General features: G+C 48.5%; 1 protein-coding gene. It reads left to right on the forward strand.

From position 1 onward, the window contains the following. Positions 1 to 711: exonuclease/endonuclease/phosphatase family protein (locus tag D4A39_RS19010; protein WP_158586950.1), on the forward strand; the 711-nt coding region annotated here is incomplete at both ends.

Below are 711 nucleotides of genomic sequence, written 5' to 3' on the forward strand. Positions count from 1 at the left end.
TTCAATGGACATGTTGGTGAGGGGAACAGTGGGGATGAGGAAGTGATGGGCAGGTTTGGTCTTCAGGAAAGGAACCCAGAAGGACAGAGGATGGTAGACTTTGCTAAAAGTATGGAGATGGCTGTGGTGAACACTTATTTTCAGAAGCGGCAGGAACACAGGGTGACATATAAGAGTGGTGGCAGGAGCACACAGGTGGACTACATCTTGTGTAGACGCTGTAATCTGAGGGAGATTAGCGATTGTAAAGTAGTGGCCGGAGAGAGTGTAGCTAGACAGCATAGGATGGTGGTGTGTAAGATGACTCTGGTAGTGAGGAAGATGAAGAGAGCAAAGGCAGAGCAGAAGACAAAGTGGTGGAAGTTGGAAAAGGAAGAGTGCTGTGTGGCTTTCAGAGAGGAGTTGAGTCAGGCTTTAGGTGGGCAAGAGATGCTGCCAGATAACTGGAATACTACAGCCAAGGTGATCAGGGAGGCAGGGAGGAAGGTGCTAGGTGTGTCATCTGGAAGAAGGAAAGATGACAAGGAGACGTGGTGGTGGAATGAGAAAGTGCAGGAGAGTATCCAGAGGAAGAGGTTAGCTAGGAAGAAATGGGACAGTGAGAGGACTGAGGAAAGTAGACAGGAATATAGGGAGATGCAGCGTGAGGCCAAGATAGAGGTAGCAAAGGCCAAACAGAAAGCTTATGAGGACATGTATGCAAGGTTAGAT

Source organism: Alcanivorax profundi, assembly GCF_003597125.1.
GTDB classification, from domain to species: Bacteria; Pseudomonadota; Gammaproteobacteria; order Pseudomonadales; family Alcanivoracaceae; genus Alcanivorax; species Alcanivorax profundi.